The organism is Paenibacillus sp. BC26 (assembly GCF_900116125.1).
Lineage (GTDB): Bacteria > Bacillota > Bacilli > Paenibacillales > Paenibacillaceae > Paenibacillus_Z > Paenibacillus_Z lignilyticus.
This window is the reverse complement of sequence record NZ_FPAD01000002.1, coordinates 853,904-873,698: the sequence shown is the minus strand read 5'-3', so window position 1 is coordinate 873,698 and position 19,795 is coordinate 853,904. Positions and strand designations below refer to the sequence as shown.

The 19,795-nt window shown below is 51.9% G+C and carries 14 protein-coding genes; 12 read left to right on the top strand and 2 right to left on the bottom strand.

Annotated features, from left to right (window positions below; genetic code table 11):
- Positions 1–125 precede the first annotated feature (125 nt).
- From BM412_RS19980 to BM412_RS19930, 11 genes are all read left to right on the top strand, one after another.
- Positions 126–1,550, top strand: a complete 1,425-nt coding sequence (locus tag BM412_RS19980; protein ID WP_177245949.1) for a glycoside hydrolase family 32 protein — start codon at positions 126–128, stop codon at positions 1,548–1,550.
- Positions 1,551–1,846: 296 nt separating this feature from the next.
- Positions 1,847–2,719, top strand: coding sequence for an ABC transporter permease (locus tag BM412_RS19975; protein ID WP_256256468.1), 873 nt, complete (start codon positions 1,847–1,849; stop codon positions 2,717–2,719).
- 16 nt (positions 2,720–2,735) lie between these two features.
- Positions 2,736–3,623 carry a carbohydrate ABC transporter permease gene (locus BM412_RS19970; protein ID WP_091222254.1) on the top strand — a complete coding sequence of 296 codons (888 nt, stop codon included), beginning with the start codon at positions 2,736–2,738 and terminating at the stop codon, positions 3,621–3,623.
- Between the two features lie 93 nt (positions 3,624–3,716).
- Entirely contained in the window at positions 3,717–5,483 is a 1,767-nt protein-coding gene (locus BM412_RS19965) for an extracellular solute-binding protein (protein ID WP_091222252.1), read from the top strand.
- An 85-nt stretch (positions 5,484–5,568) separates the two neighbouring features.
- A complete protein-coding gene (locus tag BM412_RS19960) occupies positions 5,569–7,179 on the top strand; it encodes a response regulator (RefSeq protein ID WP_091222249.1) in 1,611 nt (536 codons plus the stop codon).
- Complete coding sequence (locus BM412_RS19955) at positions 7,157–8,974, top strand: cache domain-containing sensor histidine kinase (protein ID WP_177245948.1); 1,818 nt, start codon at positions 7,157–7,159, stop codon at positions 8,972–8,974. Before BM412_RS19960 ends, BM412_RS19955 begins: the two co-directional genes overlap by 23 nt.
- A 165-nt stretch (positions 8,975–9,139) precedes the next feature.
- Positions 9,140–11,275 carry an ADP-ribosylglycohydrolase family protein gene (locus tag BM412_RS19950; RefSeq protein WP_256256467.1) on the top strand — a complete coding sequence of 712 codons (2,136 nt, stop codon included), beginning with the start codon at positions 9,140–9,142 and terminating at the stop codon, positions 11,273–11,275.
- 132 nt (positions 11,276–11,407) lie between these two features.
- On the top strand, positions 11,408–13,030 hold the full coding sequence (locus BM412_RS19945) for a spore germination protein (protein ID WP_091222245.1): 1,623 nt from the start codon (positions 11,408–11,410) through the stop codon (positions 13,028–13,030).
- Between the two features lie 3 nt (positions 13,031–13,033).
- Positions 13,034–14,155: a GerAB/ArcD/ProY family transporter gene (locus tag BM412_RS19940; RefSeq protein ID WP_091222242.1), complete on the top strand. Its 1,122-nt coding sequence runs from the start codon at positions 13,034–13,036 to the stop codon at positions 14,153–14,155.
- Complete coding sequence (locus BM412_RS19935) at positions 14,121–15,350, top strand: Ger(x)C family spore germination protein (RefSeq protein ID WP_256256466.1); 1,230 nt, start codon at positions 14,121–14,123, stop codon at positions 15,348–15,350. Before BM412_RS19940 ends, BM412_RS19935 begins: the two co-directional genes overlap by 35 nt.
- Positions 15,351–15,362: 12 nt before the next feature.
- Positions 15,363–15,569 (top strand): CLC_0170 family protein, encoded by a 207-nt coding sequence (locus BM412_RS19930; protein ID WP_091222240.1) that lies wholly within the window; start codon positions 15,363–15,365, stop codon positions 15,567–15,569.
- A 57-nt stretch (positions 15,570–15,626) separates the two neighbouring features.
- Here the strand turns inward: BM412_RS19930 and BM412_RS19925 are convergent, their stop codons facing one another.
- Together BM412_RS19925 and BM412_RS19920 are read right to left on the bottom strand one after the other, a co-directional pair.
- Entirely contained in the window at positions 15,627–16,859 is a 1,233-nt protein-coding gene (locus BM412_RS19925; RefSeq protein WP_091222238.1) for an NAD(P)/FAD-dependent oxidoreductase, read from the bottom strand.
- A 21-nt stretch (positions 16,860–16,880) separates the two neighbouring features.
- Complete coding sequence (locus BM412_RS19920) at positions 16,881–17,204, bottom strand: MocE family 2Fe-2S type ferredoxin (RefSeq protein ID WP_091222235.1); 324 nt, start codon at positions 17,202–17,204, stop codon at positions 16,881–16,883.
- Between the two features lie 180 nt (positions 17,205–17,384).
- Between BM412_RS19920 and BM412_RS19915 the strand changes: the two genes are divergently transcribed.
- On the top strand, positions 17,385–19,682 hold the full coding sequence (locus BM412_RS19915) for a discoidin domain-containing protein (RefSeq protein WP_091222232.1): 2,298 nt from the start codon (positions 17,385–17,387) through the stop codon (positions 19,680–19,682).
- Positions 19,683–19,795: the final 113 nt, after the last annotated feature.

Below are 19,795 nucleotides of genomic sequence, written 5' to 3'. Positions count from 1 at the left end.
AACGGAAAGCAGCATGAAAAATCACATTTTAATATATTCGCGTCCGAATGGCGTGCTCTATGATGATGGTGTCGGTGGAGAGCCCATACGAACTACCGCGAATCGGATTAAGGAGCCATGCTAATATGAACCTCTATCGCCCAATCTATCATTTTTTGCCGCCGAGCAACTGGATGAACGATCCTAACGGCCTGCTTTATTATCAGGGAGAATATCATATGTTCTATCAATACAATCCGAATGGAGATGAGTGGGGAACGATCCATTGGGGCCATGCGAAGAGCAAGGATCTGCTCCATTGGGAGCATCTGCCGGTCGCGCTCGCTCCATCGCCGGAGCTGGGAGAGGAGCATTGCTTCTCCGGCTGCGCCGTGATCGCCCCGGATGATGTTCCAACCTTGTTCTACACGAGCATTGGAAGCGGAGATCGGGGCTATGAAGACGGGGCGGAGCAGTGGATGGCTACGAGCACGGACGGCATGATGAGCTGGAATAAGCACCAGGGGAATCCGGTTCTGTCGAAGGAAGTGCACGGAGAACTGAATATCCGCGATTGGCGCGATCCCTATGTCTGGAAACACGGGGAGCAGTGGCTGATGGTCGTGGGCGGAAAACATAACGGCAAAGGTTGTGCTATGATCTACGGCTCGGACGATCTAAAGGCGTGGAAGCTGTTGAATAAGCTGATGGAAGCCGAGCGCGCCGAAGAGTATCTTTGGGAATGCCCGATATTTTTTCCGTTGGACGGCAAGTACGTGCTGATCTACTCACCCAAGGACGCCGTCCGGTATTATACGGGCACGTTCAACGACGACTTTACGTTTACGCCGGAACGGCACGGGATACTCGATCCCAGTGGGTGGGAAGGCTTCTATGCGCCAAATGTGATGGAAGACGGCGAGGGACGGAAATTACTGTGGGCGTGGATGCCCGAATTTGCGCGTGGAGAATTCGATGGCGCGAAGGGTTGGGCAGGCGCGCTGACCGTTCCTCGGACGTTATCGCTGACGGAGACTGGAGCGCTCCGCATGGAGCCGGTCCAGGAGCTTAAACAGTTACGCGGTGAATACGAGAGCACAAGCGATTTAACGTTGAGCGGTGGTCAGACATTGACGTTTAAGACAAGGGGGCGAGGGATCGAGCTGCTTGCGGAAATCGTGCTGACGGATGCGAACTCCTCCTTCGGCTTCAAGCTGCTGCATACCGAAGATGACGAGGAATGCACGCTTCTTTTATTTGAGCCTGCACGGCAGCGCTTTATCGTAGATCGCTCCCGCTCGAGCCTGTCACCTTTGACTCATCGGATGGAGCTGCAAGGCGAGATTAATTGGCAAACGGGAGATAAGGCTATCGTGCATATTTTACTGGATCACTCCTTACTGGAGGTATTCGCCGACTATGAATCCTGTCTTTCTACTCGGATGTATCCGCTGTCGGAAGACAGCAATCGGATCAGCGTTTTTGCGGCAGGCAGCGGCAGCGTCACGTTTCGCTCGCTGCAGGTTTGGACGCTGGATTCGATAGGGCCTGAGCCACATCAACCCGGATAACCATCCGGGTTTTTCTATTTCACCCGAATGAAACTCGCTTCACTCACGCAAGGACGGCAGCTGTGACGTCTTAAAAAGAGCGTTTTCAAACATGAATGTCCGCTAATTTGGATATTTCCCGAGAGAGGCGTGAGCTATGATGGATACAGGAAATGAATCCGCTTTCAATGCAGCGAGGAAAGGCCAGAGAGGATGACCAGAATATGAATGATGTACCGGGAAAGTTACAACCGGCAGCTTCCCCTCCTATTCATCAAAGAAACCACCTATGGAGGAAGATCAAGAGGCAGAAAATATTGCTACTCTTCAGCCTCCCATTTGCGATTTGGGCAGCCGTGTTCTGCTATGCTCCGATCTGGGGCTGGATCATGGCTTTCCAGGACTACAATCCCGGTAAAGGAGTGACGGGCAGTCCTTGGGTTGGCCTCAAGCATTTTCAAGCTTTTTTCCAAGAAGAAATGCTCTATACGCTGCTTCGCAACACGATTGCGATCAGCGTCTTAAATATCGTGGTGGGTACGTTCGGCGCTGTAGCCCTTGCGCTGCTGCTGAATGAAGTGAAGGGCGTTTTCTTCAAGCGGACCGTTCAAACCGTATCGTATCTGCCCTACTTCATTTCGTATGTCGTTGTCGCCAACCTGTTTCTGACACTGCTCTCTCCTTCGGATGGGACAGTGAACCGATTGTTATTGAAGCTTGGCCTGATCGATAAGCCGATCTTCTTCTTCGCCGAGCCGCATCTGTTCTGGGTGCTCGTCGTACTCATCAACGTTTGGAAAAACATCGGCTGGGATGCGATTATCTACATTGCGGCAATGTCGTCCGTAGACACGGAATTGTACGACGCAGCCAGCGTGGACGGGGCGGGACGCTGGCGGAAAATGTGGCATATCACCTTACCATGTATCCGTCCGACAATTGTGGTGCTGCTCGTGCTTAGCGCAAGCGGAATTTTGAACGCCGGCTTCGATCCCTCCTACTTGCTCGGCAATCCAATGGTTCACGAGTATTCCGAAGTCATTGATACGTACGTTTACCGCATGGGACTGGGAAATGCGATGTATTCCTACGCAACTGCGATTGGCCTGTTTCGATTGTTGGTATCGCTGGTGCTCTTGTATCTTGTAAACCGCATGGCGAAGAGGCTCGGAGAGGACAACGTGCTATGAAAAGAGGGACAAAACGATGAAACAGAGATGGCAGGATACTGCATTCGATTTCTTTAACATAGGCGGCCTTACGATATTGATGATTGTTACTTTGTATCCGTTCCTGCATGTGCTGGCTTTCTCTCTAAATGATGCCGTAGATTCCATGCGGGGAGGACTGACGGTATGGCCTCGTAAATTCACTTTTGCGAACTACGGCGTCATCTTCCGCTATGATGCCTTGATCGATGCTTCCATCATGAGCGTGCTTCGGACCGTCGTCGGGACGGTGACCTCGGTCATTTGCACGGCTATGCTGGCTTATTCGTTATGCAAGAAGGATCTGATCGGCTACAAGTTTTTCAATTCGCTGTTCATTATGACCATGTTCCTATACGGCGGCTTGATACCAACGTTTATTTTGTTTAAGACCATTCACATTTACAATTCGTTCTGGGTTTATATTATCCCGGGATTAATCAGCGCCTTCAATATGATCTTGCTTCGTACCAATTTCAAATCCATTCCGGATTCCTTGATTGAATCCGCCTATATTGACGGGGCGAACGATGTGTATGTGTTTTTCCGAATCATATTGCCGCTATCGACGCCGATTATTGCCACGATTGGCCTGTTCGTTGCCGTCGGCCAATGGAATTCATGGCAGGACACGCTGTTTTTCACGGTGAATGGCAAGCTGCAGACGCTTCAATACGTGCTCATGAAAATTTTGAATCAGACCGAGGCCGGCGCGATGATCAATCAGATGAAATCCAGCATGGCTCGCCGCGGTATGGTCAAAGTAACGCCTGAAGCAGTCAAGATGGCGATTACAATGGTCGCAACGGTGCCCATACTGTGCGTGTATCCCTTCATTCAGAGGTATTTCGTCAAAGGCATGCTGCTCGGCTCCATCAAGGGTTAATAGGTTAGGCGGATTCCGGGCTGTTCGTCCTCCAAGAGGATTTGTAATAGCAAAATAGGAAAAGAGAATTTACACTAATGGGGGAGGTTTCAAATGAGACAAGCAAGTGTTCGGAAAGTACTTGGTATTATGTTGAGCGCTTTTATAATCATTACCGCAGCAGCCGGTTGTTCTAACAACAGCAATAACAACGCGAAGGGCGATGCTGCACAGCAGACGTCGGAGTCAAACGGAGCGGCGAATACGGAAGGAAACGCAGCGGCGCAGGCAGGAGATATGTCTGCATTGCCGGATGCCGAATTCAGCGTCATGCTGGGCTGGAACGTACCGCAGCTTGCGTCTCAGGATGCGCCGGTCGTGAAGCAGGTCTATGATAAAACGAAAGTCCGCCTTAATCTTGAATCGCCTCCGGCTAATGTGGATGAGAAGCTGAACATTATGCTGGCAAGCGGGGAAATGACGGACGCGATCGTCATTAACAACCCCTCGATGGCGCAAAAGTTCATCGACGCCGGTTATGTGATTCCATTAGACGAACTGTTCGACAAATACGGCGGACAAATCAAGGAAAATTTAAACTCGGTCTGGGGCCAGCTGAAGAACGAGGACGGCAAGATCTATAAAATCCCTTCGGGCTACATTCTTCCGGGCGCGGATAGAATGCTCGAGACCGGCTACAGCTTTCAGTTTCTGACTAACGTTCTGGAGGCTAAGGGCTGGTACAAGCCGCAGACGTTCGACGAACTCACGGCGCTGCTCCAGGAAGTGAAGGAAAAGTATCCGCAATACATTCCGATGTCTCTGGCGCTCGGAACGGAGAGCTTCTTTACGAACATGGTCAAAACCTTGGCAGGCGCCGAGGGCGTAAGGCTTTACAACGATTATGTCTGGACGCCTGACGATAAGCTGATTTACAAATATAAGGACGCCGGCATCCGCGATTCGTTGAAATGGCTGAACCAACTCTATCAGCAAGGACTGCTCGACGAGGAGTCTGCCGTTCAGAACATTGACGGGTTTAAGGCGAAGATGGCTTCGGAGAAAGTGTTCTCATCCATCGGATCTTGGTTCGACAACATGTACGAAGCGAACAGTATCTTCACCCAAGACAAGAAGCCGTTTCGCTTCAAATACTTCCTGTTGAAAGGGAATCCGGAAGTAGCAAAGACGACTTACGACGCATACGGAGCCAACTACGATTCGGGCGTCTATATTTCGAGCAAAATGAAAGATCCGGAGCGGTTTATGCAGTTCGTTAATTACTTGAATACGCAGGAAGGAAACTTGCTGCAAAAGGGCGTCGTTAACTTTGACGGTGAAGATAAAGATGGCTATGATTACTTTATTACGGAAGAAGAAGGCAAAAAATATATCAAGAGCACGACTTTCCAAGTGAACGGCTGGCAGAATGATGAGCTGTTTGCGTCGAAGCGCGGATTGAACACATTCGGGTTTCTGACCTTCAGCACGGATATGAACGATCACCCGAGCTTCACGTACCAAATGTCCCGCAAAGAACTGGATTTCTCCATGTGGTGGGACGACGAGACGAAGCGGGCCAACGAGGGTTACGGCGAGAAAGGGACGGATTGGATCGAGGAAGGAAGAAGCACGGGGTGGGATTACACGGATATCGCCGGACTTAACTTTAAGCCGGAGAGCGCGGAGTACATTGCTACGACTAAAGTGAATCAGTTATCTTACAACACGATCGTGAAGCTGATCCTATCCGCGTCTGATGCGGAATTCGATAAAGGCTATGATGAATTCTTGAAGAAAGCGGATGATATGGGCATCGGCCAAGCGGAAGCGGCGATGAACCAAATGTATCAGGACCGCAAAGCAGAATGGAAGCAATAAGAAGATAATTTCGGAACGGCTCCGGTTGCCACGACGGGAGCCTTTCCGAGTTTCTCACGGGCAATTTCGGCAAGGAGGAATCATCATGATCAAGTTGTTTATCGTGGACGACGAAGATATGGAACGCGAGGGGATTCGTTCTCTCTTCGACTGGAGTCAGCTCGGCATCACGATCATTGGCGAGGCCTGGAACGGGCAAGCCGCTTTAGAGGCGCTTGTCGACGTGGAAGCGGACATCGTGATTACAGATGTGCGGATGCCGGGCATGAATGGTCTGGAGTTCGCCAGCCGGCTGAAGCGGCATTATCCGAACGTCAAATTCATATTCATCAGCGGGTATGAGGATTTCGATGCGGCAAGGAACGCGGTGGATGTGAGCGCGGTTGCTTATTTGATGAAACCCATCAATAAAGAGACCTTGATGGATACCATTGCCGGAGCGATCGGCCGGATTCAGGAAGAGAAACATCGCGAGAAAGAAGAGGTCCAGCTTAAGCATCAGGTAGAAGAGAGCCTGCCCTTGCTGCGAGAGCAACTGCTGCGGGACATTCTGCTCGGCATCGAACGGATCGACGACGATCGGACGATGCAGCGGGCAGCGTCCTATGGGTTGTCGCTGCCTGCGATTCCTACGGCCGTCATGATCGTGAAAGCGGAGGAGCTTGGGGTTGACCGCGAGGACTCGGAGCACTTGAAGACGATCGCCGTCTATCGCGAGCTGAGCGGGATGATCGGGGAGGAAACGAATTTGCCGGTCGTCATGACCCGTGAAGGCGAATATGTCGTGCTGATTCCTTGCTCTCCGATTCTTGCTCAGGAAGATATGGAAGAGCACTTGGAACAGACGGCCGCGAGCTGGATTCAGCAGCTGCAACGGTCAACGGGGATGACGCTTGCGATCGGCATTGCCCTGGCAGAGGAAGGGATCCGAAGCTGCCCGCGCTATTATCGTATGGCCAGAACGGCAGTCGGCCGCAAGTTTTATTCAGGCGCGCAAAACGTGCTGTGGCACGAGGACGACGAAGGCAGCTGGGCTCATTATCCGATTGTCATTCACCGCTCGAAAGCAGAATTGGAAGAAGCCATCCTAACCTCCGATCCGGCCAGGATTGAACAAATCGTGACGGCTAGCTTACAAGGCAAATCGATGAAGAAGGAGCAGGCCTGGTTCGTCGCGATCGATCTTCTGAATACGGCCTTGCAAACGCTTGCGGAGAAGAAAGAGCTGGTGAAAGCGGCGTTCGAGCAAGAGAAGGCACCATGGGAGAAGTTGATGCAGATGGATACCATCGATTCGCTGGCAGCTTGGGTCGTCGCTTATATTCAAGGCATCGCCGAATTGATCAAGAAGAATCAAGGCAACAGAAACGAACACATTGTGCAAACGATCAAGCAGTGGGTAAAGAGCGAGTACATGACGGATGTAACGATTAATTCCATTGCAGGCCGCGTATTCCTGGCTCCGGGTTATGTCCGAAAATTATTCAAGAACCACACGGGCATGACGCTAAAGGAGTACATCGTGCAAACCCGAATGAAAAATGCCAGCGAGCTGCTTCGCCAGCCCGAGCGTAAAGTGAATGAAGTCGCGCTTGCCGTCGGCTACGAGAACGTTTCATACTTCTGCGCGGTATTCAAAAACTTTTACGGCATATCGCCGGGGGATTTCAAAGATGCCTATCAAATCCTGGCTTAAAGATTTATCCAACCATACGATTAACCGGATCAGGCTGAAGCCGAAATTAATCGCTTCGTATATGATTGCCGGCTTTTTACCGCTCCTGTTCATGGGCTTCTTTCTGGTGCATAAGGCGAATCAGATCATCGAGAATCAGACAAACCTTACCTATGGGATCTCGATGCAGCAGTTGATGTACAATATGGAAACCCGGCTTGCTTCGTATGAGGAGCTGTCCAATCATTTCTACTTTGATACCAATTTGAACTTAGATCTCCAGAAGGATTACAGCAAAAGCTCGAACCTGGACAAATACGAGGTCGAGAGCGATTTTATCGAGCGGGTCAAAGTATTGCTGAAATTCAAAAACGACGTACGTACCGTCGGTATTTATTTTCATAATGCAACCTTGTATAATGCCAAGCCCTATCTGACCTTTGCCGACGACAAAATCGCGGGTCAGCTTAATTTCCAGAGAGCCTCGGCATCCAAGTATAAAGGATATTGGGGGAAGGTGAAGTCCGTTCCGGACGGGAATTTGTATTGGGACGTGGAGTTAAGGCGCAACGCGCCGAATACCCGCGTATTCAGCTATAATCGGCCCTTGGAATTTTATACGGATCATCATTCGGTAGGTTTGCTCACGATTGAAATCAAGGAATCGGAGTTCTATCAGCTGCTTTCCAAAGAGGGAACAGACAAGGCGATCTACCTCGTGGAGCCCGATGGGAATATCATTACGTCCAATAACCGGACCAGCGTAGGCAAGAACCTGGAAGCGGACGTGCTTGGCGAAATCGGGAGTCAGGCTGGCGGCGATTTTCTGCTGCAGCGGAGTGAGGACCATTTCAAAGTCATGTACAGCGAACTGTCGAACGGCTGGAAAATGGTTTATATGATTCCGGTCAACCGTCTGTTGGAAGAAACGAAGAACATGCGAAATTACGGCCTGTTGTTTATTCTTGTCAGCGCAGCCGTTTCAGTAGCTTTGCTGGTCATTTTCTCGAATCTGATTCTCTCTCGTATGACCATTCTGCTCAAACGCATCCAAAGAATGAGGAACGGAGAAATCGAGACGGGACGGTTTGTGAGCGGGAAGGATGAAATCGCCGTTCTGGACCATAGCTTTAATCAAATGGCGGAACGCATGAAATATTTGATCGATGAAGTCTATACGCTCACGATTAAGAGAAAGGAAGCCGAATTGACGGCACTCCAAAGCCAAATCAATCCGCACTTTCTATACAATACCTTGTCTACGGTCAGCTGGCTTGGGCGGAAGAACGGGAATGACGACGTATGCGAGATCGTGGAAAGCCTGGCGAAGTTCTACCGCATTTCCCTGAGTAAAGGAAAAGATGTCATCCCGATGCGGGAGGAGTTCGAATGTATTAAAGCGTATATGGATATTCAGCGCTATAGGATGAAAAACCGCATACGCTCAATCTATGCGCTCGATGAAGGCATCATGGATGCCACCGTACTGAAGCTGATCCTGCAACCGATCGTCGAGAACGCGATTCTGCACGGACTCAGTCATGAGAAGGAACAAATCTCGATTCTGATCAAAGGCGGGTATGTAGGCGGCATCGTCCTGCTTGAGGTGAGTGACGACGGAGTCGGCATGGAGCCGGAGGTTGTAGCTATGTTGCTGGATGAAAGTGCCCAGCTGAACCAGAAGGGAGGGTACGGGCTGCGAAACGTGAACGAACGAATCAAGCTGCAGTTCGGACATGATTACGGTGTAGAGGTGAAGAGCAAGCCTGGTTCGGGGACGTCGGTATTCATCCGATTGCCTTATCAAACGGAATAAAGGAACGTTTTCGAGCACAAATGTCCGGTAATTTTGATATGTCGAAGCAGGTGCCCTGATGTATGATGAGGACAATTCCACTGGCGCGGACAACACGGCTGGAATGGAAAATGAGAGAACGGAGTGTGAAAAGGAATGATGGGGAATTCCGAAAGATCGGCTCTTGTGAATCATACAATGCCTGAGGACTATGTGGAACGCGTATATGCGGGATGGGTGGGGAAAACGATCGGCGTCCGCCATGGCGGGAATGTCGAAGGCTGGTCCTACGAGCAGCTGGAGCGTACGTTCGGCGAAATTACCGGTTATTTGCACCAATTCAAAAATTTCGCGGCCGACGACGACACGAACGGCCCGCTGTTCTTCCTGCGGGCGCTTGAGGATTATACGCATACGCCTGACATCTCCGCGGAGCAGATGGGGCTGACTTGGCTCAATTATGCGCCTGACGGCCATGGCTTCTATTGGTGGGGCGGCTATGGGAAGTCGACGGAGCATACCGCGTATCTGAACTTGAAGAATGGGATCATGGCACCGCGTTCCGGTTCTATGGCGTTAAATGGAAGCGCTGTCGCGGAGCAAATCGGCGGACAGATTTTCATCGACGCATGGGGATTGATCGCACCTGGCAACCCAAGTTTGGCTGCTCATTATGCAGAGAAAATTGCCAGCGTTTCGCATGACGGCAACGGCAAATACGGAGGCATGTTCATTGCGGCCTGTATCGCAGCCGCCTTTGTGGAACGGGATATCGAAGCGATTATCGCGGCAGGCCTTGCCGTTATTCCTGAGGATTGCGAATATACCCGGATGACAAAAGACGTGATCGCGTTCTATCACCGCAATCCGGAAAATTGGCGGGATTGCTTCAAGTTCGTATTCGACAACTACGGTTATGACCGCTATCCCGGCGTCTGCCATATTATCCCGAACTCCGCGGTCATCGTCTTATCCTTGCTGTATTCCGGAGGCGATTACTCCAAGGCGATTAATATATGCAATATGTGCGGATGGGACACCGATTGCAACGTCGGTAACGTGGGTACGATTATGGGCGTGATGGTCGGCCTGGACGGCATCGATCCATCGTGGCGCAAGCCAATCAACGATTTCCTCTGCTGCTCAAGCGTCATTGGTTCCTTGAACGCGATCGATCTGCCGTGGTGCGCCCAGTACGTTGCCGAGTTGGGCTATCGCATTGCCGGTTCGGAACCGGCAGAGAAGTGGAAGCCGATCTTGAACGGCAAGCAGTCGCAATTCCATTTTGAATTTCCGGGCTCTACGCATGCGTTCAGGACCGATTGGGACGACCGGAGCCATCATGTCACGAGCTTCGTGGAGAACACGACGGAAGCCGCGGCAAGCGGAGAGCGTTCGCTCAAAGTCGTATTCGATCGTTCGCACGGCGGACAAGGCTATCGGGCTTACCGTCAAACCTATTACCGTCCCGAGGATTTCAACGACAGCCGCTATGATCCATGCTTCTCGCCGAATCTTTACCCGGGGCAGTCGATTGCGGCGAAGGTCATGCTGCCGCAGACAGAGAAAAGGTCGGTCCAGGTGCGGCTTTACGTGCGAGACCGAAATGCCGATGTCCGTCATTACGGAGAAAAAACGACGTTGACTCCGGGGCAATGGACGGAGCTTACTTATTCGATCCCGGCAATGGAAAACGTCTGTCTGCTTGAAGCGGGCATAGAGTGGATTCCCGAAGGGGGCTGGGGAGCGCTGATTGCTTATGTGGACGACATGAACTTCGCCGGGAAGCCTGATTATTCGATCGACTTTGCGCAGGAACGTCTGGAGAAGTGGAACGGCATTCATATCGAAGTGAGCCAGCTCACTTATTTGCGCGGCTTGTGGACGCTGGATGAAGGGAAGCTGTGCGGCAGCTATTATGGCGAGTCTGCCGAGAGCTATACGGGGGATCTGCAGTGGAAGGATTACCGCTACTCAGCTTCGGTCATCCCGCAATCTGGCAGCGAGCACCGTATCCTCTTCCGCGTGCAAGGTGGCATTCGCTCTTATGCCGCAGGTTTCTCCGAAGGGAATACGTTCCGCCTGTACAAGAACGAGAACGGCTATCGCGAGCTCGCAAGCGTCGACTTCGAATGGGCTTACGGCCAGGAGTATGAGGTAGGCATTAATGCTGTTGGCAGCGACTTCGAAGTGACCGTTAATGGAGCGACTGTGATTCGATACAAGGACGAGTCTGCGCCTTACGTGAACGGCATGGTAGGCTTCGCGAACGATAAGGGCAGTCGTACGCAATATTCGTCTTATAGCGTTAAGGGAATTTAGGAAAACAGCGGTACAGGTTATGAATACCTGTACCGCTGTTTTTTTTCATCCGGCTTCCTAATAGTTATTCCTGCTTTAGGGCAAATTACTACTATTATCCAAGCGGACTGGCGAGAGTAGGCAGCTAAATCGATGAAGAAGGCATCTGGCAAAGGCAAATCGAGAATCATTACGAGAGCGTCTGCTCCTATATTGGACGCAGCACTAGATATAAGCTTGAAGGGCAGGCTGGAAGACACAATCGAAGCGGTGCAAGGGATAATGAAGGATGACGATGATTTCATCGTGCGCCGCTTCCATCTATTCGGGCGTTATGAAGCGGTATTGTTCTTCTATGCCACAATGACAGATCTCGCGACGATAAACAATCATATTCTTAAGCCTCTGATGCACCTGCCCGCTCATTTGGAAGGCGGCGACCTAGAGCCTCAAAGATTGCGCGGCCTTGTTATCGATGATGTCCTTTACCACAGCAGCATTAAGCCCGAAACGAAGCTTTCCGGGCTTATTTCGTGCATTCTGCGCGGTGATACCGCGATGGTCATCGAAGGAGTGGAGGAAGGCATCTCGATTTGTACTTGCAGCATCGAGAAACGCGCGGTCGATCAGCCGGCTACCGAGCAGGTCATACGCGGGCCTCGCGAAGGCTTTATCGAGATGCTGGAGAAGAATATCGCCTTGATCCGGTATCGCCTCCAAACGCCGGAGCTGCGCATTCATTCGCTCGAGATCGGCCGCCGAAGCCGCTCTAAGGTGTCGGTCTGTTATTTGGATGGCGTTACGAATGCAGAGCTTGTAGAAGAAGTGAAACGCAGGCTTTCGGCCATTGATATTGATGCCGTGCTGGATTCAGGATATCTGGAGCAATTTATCGAGGATAACCACGTAACTCCGTTTCCGCAGGTGCAGTACACGGAGCGCCCGGATAAGGTGGTTGCGAATCTACTGGAGGGCAGGGTGGCCATTCTAGTGAACGGATCACCGCTTGCGCTTATTGTCCCAACGGTATTCAGCCAGTTCTATCAGACGATCGAGGATTATACGGAACGGTTTCTGCTAATGAGCGCGATCCGCATGGCGAGATTGGTGGCACTGGTTTTCTCGCTTGTATTCCCGGCGATTTATGTCTCCATCATCTCCTTCAATCCGGAGCTGATCCCGACGGAATTCGCGGTGGCGGTGGCCGGCGGCAGGGCCGGAGTGCCATTCCCGGCTGTAGTTGAGGTGCTGATAATTGAAATCTCAATGGAGGTATTAAGGGAAGCGACGATTCGGCTGCCGCAGCAGGTCGGCGGCGCGCTGTCGATTGTCGGCGTATTGGTTGTCGGGCAAGCTGCGGTTGCAGCCGGGTTCGCATCCCCGATTACGGTGGTTATTATCGCACTGACCACGATCGGCTCATTTGCAACACCGGCCTATAATGCCGCTCTGGCATTGCGGCTGCTGCGTTTCCCGCTCATTATTATGGCAGGGATATTCGGGCTGTATGGCGTCGTAATCGGCCTCATTCTCATTGCCAACCATCTCCTTTCCTTGAAGTCGTTCGGCCTTCCATATTTGAGCCCGCTTGTGCCGGGAAACTTCAAAGGGATGAAGGATGTCCTCATACGGAGTCCGCTGAAGTGGATGGCAGAACGCCCGCCCGCCTTGCATACACAGGATAAGAAACGAGTATCTTCCGAACCGTCCGCAGAGAAGCAGCCTAAGAATGTGCTGGATCCAAGTGAAATCGAACCTTCCAAGGAGGGGCAATAAGGCATGGCAAACACCCGTACCATTACGACGCTTCAATCGTCAGCCATTCTGGTTAGTACCATCATCGGAGTCGGCGTGCTTCCGCTGCCCTTGTTTGCCGTACGTGCGGGAGATGCAGGCGCACCGCTTGTTACCCTTCTGGGGGCTATAGTCGGCTTTTGCGGACTGCTGTTGATCAGCTTGCTTGGCATGCGATTTCCCAATAAGTCCATTGTCGAGTACAGCGAGGATATTATCGGTAAATGGCCGTCGCTAATTGGCAGTCTTGCGATCATCGCGTTCTTTGCTATTCTGACATCGCTTGCGGCGCGTGAATTCGGCGAGGTTGTCGTCACCTCGGTTCTCAAGAATACGCCGCTTGAGGTTACCGTCATCGTAATGCTGCTGCTGGCGGCTGTTTCTACGCGCAACAACTTGGTGACGTTTTCCTATATCCATTTGTTCTATTTCCCGTTTCTCCTCGGTCCGGCCTTGCTTATTGTCGCGCTTTCTTTGAAGAATGCGGATGTTATTAATCTGCAGCCGATTTGGGGAAACAGCCAAGCTCATATGCTCCCGGGTATTATAACGATCGCGTCCTTGTTTCAAGGCTCCTTCGTGATGACGATTGTAATTCCGGCTATGCAGAAGCCGAACAAATCGATCAAGGCAAGTTTTGTTGCCATGTGTATTGCAGGCGGCATGTATGTCATCATCGTCATAGCGGCGGTAGGCGTCTTTGGTGCCGAAGAAATCAAAAATTTGCTATGGCCAACGCTGGAGCTGGCCAAAGCAACATCGCTGCCGGCCAATATCCTCGAGCGGATGGATGCGGCGTTTCTGGCGGTCTGGGTAACCGCTGTATTTACGACGTTGTTTTCCAGTTATTATTTGACCCTTCGATTCATAAGCCATCTCTTCGGAAGCAAGGACCACAACATGTTCTCCTTTTTCTTGCTTCCTTTCGTCTTCATCATGGCGGTGCTTCCTCAAAATATTTTGCAAATGTACGAAATCATTGAGGAAATCGGACGAATCGGCTTGTTGGTAACGATCGGTTATCCGGCACTTCTGTTCATCATCACACACATTCGCGGGAAGAGAGGGGATCGTGTTGAAGAACAGCCGCTGGATACGGACCATTAAGCTTTCCCTTGTGGTAGTACTGATTGTGCCCATGTTGAGCGGCTGCTGGGATCGGCTTGAGATTGAGGAACGCGCGGTCGTATTAGGCATATCGATAGATCCGGCCGGTTTCATCTCCAAGGAGGAGCGAGAATCGCAAGTCATTCAGGTTACGCCTAAGACCGACATGGTCAGGGTTACGGTCCAAATCGCGCTCCCCGGCCGGATTCCGCTTGGCCCGGGGGAAAGCGGCGGCAGCAGCGGTGCCGGCACGCAGGAAACCCTCTGGGTACTTGATTCCGTCGGGCATTCCGTCGATGATGCACTAATGAATTTGCAGCAGCAGATTTCAAGTCGATTGTTCTTCGGCCATTTACGTGTCATTGTCGTGTCGGAGCGCGTGGCGAGAAGCGGCATGGAGAATATTAACGATTTCTTCCATCGCAATTCGGAAGTCAGGCGCATGGCGTGGCTGATGATTACGAAAGGCAGCGCGAAGGCGCTGATGAAGGCTGCGCCTAAGCTGGAGCGAGTGCCGACGTTATATCTCATAGCCACATTGGATGAAGGAATCCGAATGGGGAAATTTCCGATTGATTACATCGGCAACTTCTGGAGCAACTCGGTAAAGCTGGGGGAGGAAGGGTATTTGCCCTATGTAGCTATCCGTAAGGAACAGAACATCCAGATTACCGGGTTGGCTTATTTTAGAGACAATAAGATGGTAGGAACAACAAATGCGAGCCAAATCGGGGCCTTCATGGGCGTTAAAGGGATGAATCCCGCAGGCTACCGCATCTTTGTCGATCTTGGCGGTCCATCGAAGAATGTGATGATGACGACGACGCATCGGGACAAGAAGATTAGCGTGCGCATCGTAAACGGTCGACCTGTATTCACCCTATTTATTGCGCTGGAGATCAGTGTGGAAGAGAAAATAAGCGATGCCGTGACCATCCGATATTCAAGCATCTTAAGAAAAATCGAACAAGATGAGAAAGAAAAGGCGATTGCTGTGTATAAGAAATTGCTTGCGCAGACGCAGGAGGACGGTTCGGATATATTCGGCTTTGGCGAAATTGTTCGTGCGAAGAAGCCGGGGTTCTGGAATTCGCAGGTCCGCTCGAAGAAACGCTGGCAGGAGATGTACAAAGAAGCCTCTTTCGATCTTCACGTGAAAATCAATGTAAGAAGGGTCGGCATGAAATCTACATAAGGGGTGGATCTCTTGTTCAGTGGAAGCTATATCGCCGTCAGTTTCATCAGCTACTCCATCCCGTTATTTCTGCTAACCGGCTTTCTGATTCTGCAATTTGATATTAAGGAATATCGGGTTAAGAAGATGGACAAGGAGCGTAAATTATCCAAGGTTTTGGGATGGATGAATCTCTCGTTAGGCGCTGCGTTGCTCGTTACGGATTATTTTATATTGTGAGCGGAAACGTAAATCGCCCGCCACGATGCACTTGGGCATCATAACGGGCGATTTCTCTTATTTCAACAGCGATTTCAGCTTCGTGCTCGCGCTGGCGAGAACGGCCGGGTCGATGACGGCTTTGCGCTCGATGAGCATTTCCGCCAAACGGATGTCCTTGGCGATGCCGGGACCGATGCCGCTGGCTGCTGCCAGTGTGCCGTCTTCCGCCAGATGGAAGAAGAAATGCACGTTGTCGGCCGATTCGCGCTTGATCTTGTTCGCGCTGCCGAAGTCGACAAGGCCTGCTACCTGCAGCGACTCGTCGTATTGATCCGACCAGAACCAAGGAATCGCCTCATACGGCTGATCGGCACCGAGCATATTTTGCGCGGCGTGAATGCCTTGATCCTGCGCATTGCGCCAGGATTCAAGACGAACGCGCGTGCCGCCGTACAGCGCAAGCGGGAAGGAGCAGCAGTCCCCGGCCGCAAAAATATCCGGGTCGCTTGTTGCGAGCTTCTCATCCGCACGAATACCATTCTCGATCGCAAGGCCGCAGCCTTCAGCAAGTGCAAGCTCAGGCACAGCTCCGATGCCGATGATAAGGGCGTCGCAGCGAATGACAGTGCCATCGGCCATCTCAATAATTTGCGCGCCGTTATCATTCGTGATGCGGCTGATTGCCGTGCCGATCTTGAACGTAACGCCGGCTTCGCGATGTCTTGCTTCCACGACATTCGCAATTTCTTCAGGTACGCCGCGCGTCAGAATACGCGGTCCTACTTCAAGCAGAGTCACGTCGCAGCCGCGCTCGCGAGCGCTCGCCGCAACTTCGAGGCCGATGAAGCCGCCGCCGACGATGACGATATGTTTGCCCGGGTGCAGCTGCGAACGAATCGCAAGCGCATCGGAGAATGTGCGAAGGTACAAGGCGCCGGAAGTATCGGAGCCTTCCATGTTCAGCTTACGCGGGCTTGCGCCTGTTGCAAGCAGCAGCTTCTCATAAGACAGCTCTCTGCCGTCACCCAGCACAATCCGGTGTGCATCGCGATCGATGCTCGTTACATGGCTATCCGATAGCAGCTGAATATTCAGCTCTTCGAGCTTAGCCGCATCCAGCATGAATGTCGGAGCCGGTGCTTCTTCTTCGAGCAGGACGCTCTTCGATAGCGGCGGACGCTCGTAAGGCGTCCGATTTTCTTTGCCGATCAGCGTAATGCTGCCCGTGTAGCCTTGATTACGCAGCTCCATTGCCGCGTTTGCACCGGCCTCGCCGGCGCCGATAATAACCATTCCCGGTTGTGTCATCTCTATATAGTTCCCCTGTCTTTAGTCGATTTTAATATAGATTTTACCCGATTCCACTTGAACCGGATAGGTTTTGAGGTCTTCACATATAGGCGCTTTCTTGCCTTGGCCCGTCGTATAGTCGAATCTGCCGTTATGTTTCGGACACTCAATCGTATGCCCCATTACCAAACCGTCGGATAAGTGAACCTTCTCATGGGTGCAAAAGCCGTCGGTCGCGTAAAATTTCCCTTTATCGGAATGGTAGACGGCAAACGTCCGATCCTCGTGATCGAAACGGATGACATCCTCCTCATCAATATCGTCAACTTCACAAACTTCAATCCAGCCTTCAAGTGTACTCATGTGTTAACTTCCTCCTGTTCGTAATGGTGAAACGTTTCACCTTCGTCATTCCATTATAATCATTGCTCGATCTGCTGTCTATTGACAGAACCTGCATCTATTTATGAAAGGGTTTTCATATATGTGATCTAAAGGAGGACATTGTCCGACTGATGATTTTAACTAAAGGAGGAATTGGTAATGATTCGACAGGTAAAAAAGAGCGTGAGCATAGCGCTGCTGACGGCGCTCGCAGTGAGCGTAATAGCGGTGGAGCCCGCCTCAGCGGCAACGACGGTGATCGTCGATCCGGGTATCCGGTCGCTGCCATTTGGCGGGTGGGGCACCTCGCTTGCGTGGTCGGCGAATTACACCGGCAATTGGACCAGCAAGGATACGCTGGCAGATTTGCTCTACAGCACGACGAACACGGATGCCAATCCGAGCACGATGTTCAACATTGCCCGCTATAACATCGGCGGCGGCAATGACCCTGCTTATGTAAGCTCCATGCGAGTCGGTGCTGCGGTGCCGGGGTATAAGGCGACTTCGGCTTCCGCCTATGACTGGACAGCGGATGCGAACCAGCGCTGGTGGCTGCAAGCGGCGAAGTCCAGAGTGCCGGCAGCCGATTTCAAGGCGGATGCCATCTCCTATTCGGCGCCGTATTGGATGACGAAGAGCGGGCAATCGACCGGCAACACCGATCCGAGCCAGGATAATTTGCTGAACGGGTACGAGGCACAATTCGCGGATTATTTGACCGAGGTGGTCAAGCATTTTCGCGACAGCTGGGGGATTACGTTTCGGACGTTGAATCCGATGAATGAGGCAAACTCTAATTACTGGGCGGCAGGCGGCAAACAAGAGGGAATGAAGGTTTCGGCAGGCGCCAAGCAGATTGCCCTTATTAATGCGACAAATTCGGCGCTTCAGACGAAGTCGTTAACAGGCACAACGATCAGCGGTCTGGACGAAACGAGCATCGCGATGTCTCACAGCTCATTGGACAGCCTTGATGCGGCGGCAGCAGGTGCGATCACGCAGTTCAACACGCACACGTATAGCGGCGGGGATCGCCAAGGTTTATATCAGAAGGCTGCCGGCAACGGCCGCAGGCTGCAAATGTCCGAGGTGACCACCTCCTCGGGGACGCATGATCATAGTTCGGTGTCAGCCTATCTCGGCTTGGCTTCCGCCATTACGACCGATCTGAAAGACCTCGCGCCGCAAGAATGGGTGTACTGGCAGGCGCTTGAATCCGAAGCGGAGTCGCTTGCGGGGAACGGCAATTGGGGCTTGATCCATTTTGCCTCAGACGGGACTCAGAATTATTGGATTACGAAGAAGTTTCATGTGATGCGGCAGTACAGTAATTTCATTCGTCGGGGGTACACAATCCTTGCCAATAACGATGCCAAGACGATTACGGCGCTCGATCCGGCTACCGGCAAAATATCCATTATCGTCTACAATGACACAGCCTCGGCCGCGAGTTACACGTTCGATTTGAATAAATTCGGCACCGTGACGGGCTCCGTTCAAGCTTACCGAACCTCATCGACGGAGAACCGCGCCACACTGTCGACCATTGCGTTGTCAGGCAAAACGTTCACGACCAGCCTGCCCGCCAATTCGGTCTCGACATTTGCCGTCCAAACAACCGGCGGTACAAGCAACCTCGTGCAAAATCCGAACTTTGAGACCGTTGCCGGCCAGAACATCCCGGGCTGGATTACGTGGGGCGGCGACTATAAAGGGACTAATATCGATGCGGATTACACGCAAGCAGGCGGAATGAGCGGAGGTTCCTACGAGGCGGTACACTGGAAAGCGACAGCTTACAATGTGTACACCAGCCAAGATATTAGCTTGCCGAACGGGACGTACACGCTCAAAGCGAATGTAAGATCAAGCGGCGGTCAGAGCCAAGCGAGAATGGTTGCGAAGAATTACGGAGGGGCAGAGCTGTCTGTGAACATTCCGACGACCTCCACCTACACAACTGTCACGATACCGAGCGTTCCGGTCAGCAATGGCAGCGTACAGATCGGCTTCTATTCCGTCGCGAACGGAGGGAATTGGATTGCCTTTGACAATGTGAGCTTAACGCCGGTGAACTTAGGGCTGAACAAGACGATTTGGGGCTCAAGCCAGTGGGATGCGAACTATACGCCGGCCAAAGCCAACGATGGCGATTCAGCGGGCACGAGATGGAATTCGGCTTCCGGAACGAGTGCGGGGGAGTGGCTGCAGATTGATTTTGGCAGCAGTACGACGTTTAATACGGTGGTGCTGAAAGAGTTCGATACGCGGATTGCGAGTTTCAAGATCTCCTGCTGGAATGGCTCGGCTTGGGTGGATAGCGCCACGGGAACGACGATTGGCGCGAGCAAGACGGTGACCTTCGCGCCGGTAACGGGTACGAGCGTCAGGCTGCTGATCAACTCCGCGACCAATACGCCATCCATCTATGAGTTTGAGGTTTATAATCAATAAAAAGAAGGGAAGCACCGACCTCTGAAGGTTGGCCGCTTCCCTTCTCTAATTTCTAAGAATGTATAAGTTTCACATCTATAAATGAGCTTGGAAATCTCCGGAATGAACCGCGC

Coding starts and splice junctions, on each gene's coding strand:
- BM412_RS19980 (WP_177245949.1), top strand. CDS start 126: ATGAACCTCTATCGCCCAATCTATCATTTTTTGCCGCCGAGCAACTGG.
- BM412_RS19970 (WP_091222254.1), top strand. CDS start 2,736: ATGAAACAGAGATGGCAGGATACTGCATTCGATTTCTTTAACATAGGC.
- BM412_RS19965 (WP_091222252.1), top strand. CDS start 3,717: ATGAGACAAGCAAGTGTTCGGAAAGTACTTGGTATTATGTTGAGCGCT.
- BM412_RS19960 (WP_091222249.1), top strand. CDS start 5,569: ATGATCAAGTTGTTTATCGTGGACGACGAAGATATGGAACGCGAGGGG.
- BM412_RS19955 (WP_177245948.1), top strand. CDS start 7,157: ATGCCTATCAAATCCTGGCTTAAAGATTTATCCAACCATACGATTAAC.
- BM412_RS19945 (WP_091222245.1), top strand. CDS start 11,408: ATGAAGAAGGCATCTGGCAAAGGCAAATCGAGAATCATTACGAGAGCG.
- BM412_RS19940 (WP_091222242.1), top strand. CDS start 13,034: ATGGCAAACACCCGTACCATTACGACGCTTCAATCGTCAGCCATTCTG.
- BM412_RS19925 (WP_091222238.1), bottom strand. CDS start 16,859: ATGACACAACCGGGAATGGTTATTATCGGCGCCGGCGAGGCCGGTGCA.
- BM412_RS19920 (WP_091222235.1), bottom strand. CDS start 17,204: ATGAGTACACTTGAAGGCTGGATTGAAGTTTGTGAAGTTGACGATATT.
- BM412_RS19915 (WP_091222232.1), top strand. CDS start 17,385: ATGATTCGACAGGTAAAAAAGAGCGTGAGCATAGCGCTGCTGACGGCG.